Here is a 4,260-nt window from a genome sequence, read left to right as displayed (position 1 = left end):
ACCCGGGCCCGAGCGCTGCGGGGCCGCGCACGCTGGCCGCCGGGGACGCCCCGGCCGTGGCGCGGCGCCCGCGCGGGGCCGCGGGCGTCGTCGAGGGCGGCGCCGTGAGCGTGGCCGCGCCGTGGACCGGCGGCCCGGCGGTCACCCCGAAGGTGGGGCGGCTGTACTTCACCCAGGGCGGCCTGCCCTACGAGTGCTCCGCCAGCAGCGTGCGCGCGGGCAACGAGAGCGTCCTGATCACGGCCGGGCACTGCCTGACGGAGCAGGGCCGCACCTCCAGCAACGTCATCTTCGTGCCGGGGCTGGCGGGGCCCTCGGAGCCGTTCGGCCGCTGGAGCGCCACGCGCACCTTCACCACCCAGCAGTGGCGCGACGGCGACCAGGACACCGCCGCGGCCCTGAACTTCGACGTCGGCTTCGTCGTCGTGGGCGAGCAGGCCGGCACCACGCTCGCCGACCGCGTCGGCGCCTTCGACCTCGGCTTCGACGCCCCGCTGGACCGGGTGACGGTCTTCGGGTACCCGGCCGCCAGCCGCACCGGCGACGGCGACACGCTGCAGCACTGCACCGGGCTGCGCTTCCCCGACGACGGCGGCACCACCGACCAGGGCACCCTGTGCGACATGGGCGGCGGCTCCAGCGGCGGGCCGTGGCTCTCGCGCTTCGACCCCGCCGCCGGCACCGGCGTGGTGACCTCGGTGGTCAGCTTCAGCTACGGCCGGGCCCCGGACCGCCTCTACGGCCCGCGCCTGGGCAGCGCGGTGCGCGCGGTGTACGAGCGGGCCGCCGCCGCCGTCTGAGCGCCGGCGCCGGCGGGGTCCGCCGGCGCCGGGCCCCGTTCACAGGGGGAAGCCGACGTACTTGGTCTCCAGGTACTCCTCGATGCCCTCGGCGCCGCCCTCGCGGCCGAAGCCGGAGGCCTTCACCCCGCCGAAGGGGGCGGCCGCGTTGGAGACCACCCCGGCGTTGAGCCCGACCATGCCCGTCTCCAGCGCCTCGGCCACCCGCACCCCGCGCGAGAAGCCCTCGGTGAAGACGTAGCCGACCAGGCCGTACTCGGTGTCGTTGGCCAGCGCCACGCCCTCCTCCTCGGTGTCGAAGGTGACCACCGGGGCGACGGGGCCGAAGGTCTCCTCCGTCAGCAGCCGTGCACCGGCCGGCACGGACTCCAGGACGGTGGGGGCGTAGAAGTAGCCGCGCTCGCCCACCCCGCCGCCGCCGGTGAGGACCCTCGCGCCGGCGTGCACCGCCTCCTCCACCCGCCGCGCCACGCCCTCGCGGGCGCGGGCGTCGATGAGCGGGCCGACGTCCACGCCGTCCTCGGTGCCGCGCCCCACGCTCAGGGCGCCCATCCGTTCGGCCAGGCGGCGGGAGAACTCCGCGGCCGCGCCGCGCTGGACGTAGAAGCGGTTCGCGGCGGTGCACGCCTCGCCCATGTTGCGCATCTTCGCCGTCACCGCGCCCTCGACCGCGACGTCGAGGTCGGCGTCGTCGAAGACGAGGAACGGCGCGTTGCCGCCCAGCTCCATGCTCAGGCGCAGCAGCTGCTGGGCGGACTGCGCCACGAGCGTGCGCCCGACGGCGGTGGAGCCGGTGAAGGTGAGCTTGCGCAGCCGCGGATCGCGCACCAGCGGCTCCACCACCTCGGCGGTGGAGGTGGTGGTGACGACGTTGAGCACGCCGGCGGGCACGCCGGCCTCGGCCAGCACCTGCGCCAGCAGCAGCATGGTCAGCGGGGTCTGGGTGGCGGGCTTGACCACCACGGTGCACCCGGCGGCCAGCGCCGGGCCGATCTTGCGGGTGCCCATGGCCAGCGGGAAGTTCCACGGCGTGATGGCCAGGGTGGGACCCACCGGCTGCTTCATCGTCAGCAGCCGGGAGCCGCCCGCGGGGTTGGCCGCGTAGCGCCCGGAGATCCGCGAGGCCTCCTCGGAGAACCAGCGCAGGAACTCCGCGCCGTAGGCGACCTCCCCGCGCGCCTGGTCCAGGGGCTTGCCCATCTCCAGGGTCATCAGCAGCGCGAAGTCCTCCGCGCGCGCGGTGACGGCCTCGAACGCGCGGCGCAGCACCTCGGCCCGCTCGCGCGCCGGGGTGCGGGCCCAGCCGTGCCGGGCGGCCACCGCGGCGTCCAGCGCGGCGCGGCCGTCGGCCACGCTCGCGTCGGCCACGTGCGTGAGCACCTCGCCGGTGGCGGGGTCCTCCACCGCGACGGTGCGCCCGCCGGACGCCTCGCGCCAGGTGCCGCCGGTGAACAGGCCGGTGGGCACCGAGGCCACCAGCTCCCGCTCGCGCCGCGCACCGCCCGCCGCGCCCGTCGTCCCCGTGGTGCCCGTCGTCCCCGTGGTGCCCGTCGTCCCCGTGGTGCCCGTCGTCCCCGTGGTGCCCGTCGTCCCCGTGGTGCCCGTCGTCCCCGTGGTGCCCGTCGTGCCCGTCATGCGTCCTCCCCGCTCGTCCAGCCCGTCCGACACGTCCAGCCCGTCCGACACGTCCAGCGCGCCGCGCTCGCCGCGCGCGCCCGGTGCGCGCTCAGTCCACGTCCTGGTCGTCGCCGCCGGCGGCGCGCACCGCGCCGTCCGCGCCAGCGGTGCCGCCGGTGCCCGCCCGCGCCGGCAGGGCGGCGAACACCTCGTCCAGGACGTCGAAGGCCTCCTCCAGCAGCTCCTCGCCGATGACCAGCGGCGGCAGGAAGCGCAGCACGTTGCCGTACGTGCCGCACGTCAGGACGACCACGCCGCGCTGCGCGGCCTCGCGCGCCACGGCCGCGGCCAGGGCGGCGTCCGGCTCGCGGGTGCCCGGGCGCACCAGCTCGGCCGCCATCATCGCGCCGCGCCCGCGCACGTCGCCCACGCGCGCGTCGCGCGCGGCCAGGCGCCGCAGCCGCCCGCCGACGACCTCCTCGATGCGCCGGGCCCGCTGCAGCAGGTCGCCCTCGCGCACCGCGCGCAGGGCTCCGATCGCGGCGGCGCACGCGGCGGCGCTGCCGCCGTAGGTGCCGCCCAGGCCGCCGGTCACCGGCGCGTCCATGATCTCCGCGCGGCCGGTGACCGCGGACAGCGGCAGCCCGCCGGCGATGCCCTTGGCGGTGGTCACCAGGTCCGGCACGACGCCCTCGTGCTCGCAGGCGAACATCGCGCCGGTGCGCGCGAAGCCGGTCTGCACCTCGTCGGCGACGAGGACCACGCCGTTCGCGCGGGTCCACTCCGCCAGCGCCGGCAGGAAGCCGGGCGCGGGCACGATGAAGCCGCCCTCGCCCTGGATCGGCTCGATCACCACCGCCGCGAGGTTGACCGCGCCGACCTGCTTCTCGATGACCTCGATCGCGCGGCGGGCCGCGGCGGGGCCGTCGACGGGGCGGCCGTCGGCGTCGGCGCCGTCGCGGAACGGGTAGGACAACGGCGCCCGGTACACCTCGGGCGCGAAGGGGCCGAAGCCGCTCTTGTAGGGGGCGCTCTTGGCGGTCATCGCCATCGTGAGGTTCGTGCGGCCGTGGTAGGCGTGGTCGAAGACGACGACGGCCTGCCGGCCGGTGTGCGCGCGGGCGATCTTCACCGCGTTCTCGACGGCCTCGGCGCCGGAGGTGAACAGCGCGGTCCTCTTCGCGTGCTCACCCGGCGTCAGCTCGTTGAGGGTCTCGGCGACCTGCACGTACGCCTCGTACGGCGTGATCATGAAGCAGGTGTGGGTGAAGCGGGCGACCTGCTCGGTGACGGCCTCGACGACCTGCGGGGCGGCGTTGCCCACCGTCGTCACGGCGATGCCGGAGCCGAGGTCGATGAAGGAGTTGCCGTCGACGTCCACGAGCACGCCGCCGCCGGCGGCCGCGGCGTAGAAGGGCGTGGAGGAGCCGACGGCGGCGGAGACCGCCGCGGCGCGGCGCGCGGCCAGCTCGCGCGAGCGCGGACCGGGCACCTCGGTGACCAGCCGTCGCTCCTGGGGCAGGGCGGGTCCGCCGGTGGCGGGCAGGGTCTGGGTCACGGCGGCGCTCCTGTTCGACGGGCTGGTGCACCGGGGCCGCGACGGCACCGGCACCCCGGACGCTAGGCACCCGCCCGCCCGCTGTCGATGTCCACCGTGCACAACCGAGGGCCCCGCCGTGTGCGAAGGTGTCGCGGTGGTGACGGTCGCGGACCTGCTGGCGCGCACGGAGCTGGGCCTGCGGGTCGTGGCGGGCGGCACCGCGGCCGCGCTGCGCTGGGTCGCCACCAGTGAGCTGGAGGACCCCGCCGCCTTCCTGGAGGGCTGGGTCCTCCAGCTCACTGG

3 protein-coding genes are annotated in these 4,260 nt (G+C 76.8%); 1 reads left to right on the top strand and 2 read right to left on the bottom strand.

Annotated elements, in window-relative coordinates; translation table 11 throughout:
• Positions 1 to 800 (top strand): trypsin-like serine peptidase (locus tag GTR00_RS15615; protein WP_166612515.1); only part of this gene is annotated, 800 nt, incomplete at its 5' end.
• Positions 801 to 839: 39 nt separating this feature from the next.
• On the opposite strand, the gene GTR00_RS15610 is transcribed toward GTR00_RS15615, so the two are convergent.
• Both GTR00_RS15610 and gabT read right to left on the bottom strand, forming a co-directional pair.
• Positions 840 to 2,435 (bottom strand): NAD-dependent succinate-semialdehyde dehydrogenase, encoded by a 1,596-nt coding sequence (locus GTR00_RS15610; protein WP_240900391.1) that lies wholly within the window; start codon positions 2,433 to 2,435, stop codon positions 840 to 842.
• A 91-nt stretch (positions 2,436 to 2,526) separates the two neighbouring features.
• A complete protein-coding gene (gene gabT, locus GTR00_RS15605; RefSeq protein WP_323132516.1) occupies positions 2,527 to 3,975 on the bottom strand; it encodes a 4-aminobutyrate--2-oxoglutarate transaminase in 1,449 nt (482 codons plus the stop codon).
• Positions 3,976 to 4,260 lie beyond the last annotated feature (285 nt).

This window comes from Kineococcus indalonis, from assembly GCF_009906395.1.
Classification (GTDB): Bacteria; Actinomycetota; Actinomycetes; order Actinomycetales; family Kineococcaceae; genus Kineococcus; species Kineococcus indalonis.
This window is presented reverse-complemented; position numbering and strand designations above follow the sequence as displayed.

Bases quoted from the DNA above. Each gene is read 5' to 3' on its own strand.
- GTR00_RS15610 (WP_240900391.1), bottom strand. From the start codon at position 2,435: ATGACGGGCACGACGGGCACCACGGGGACGACGGGCACCACGGGGACG.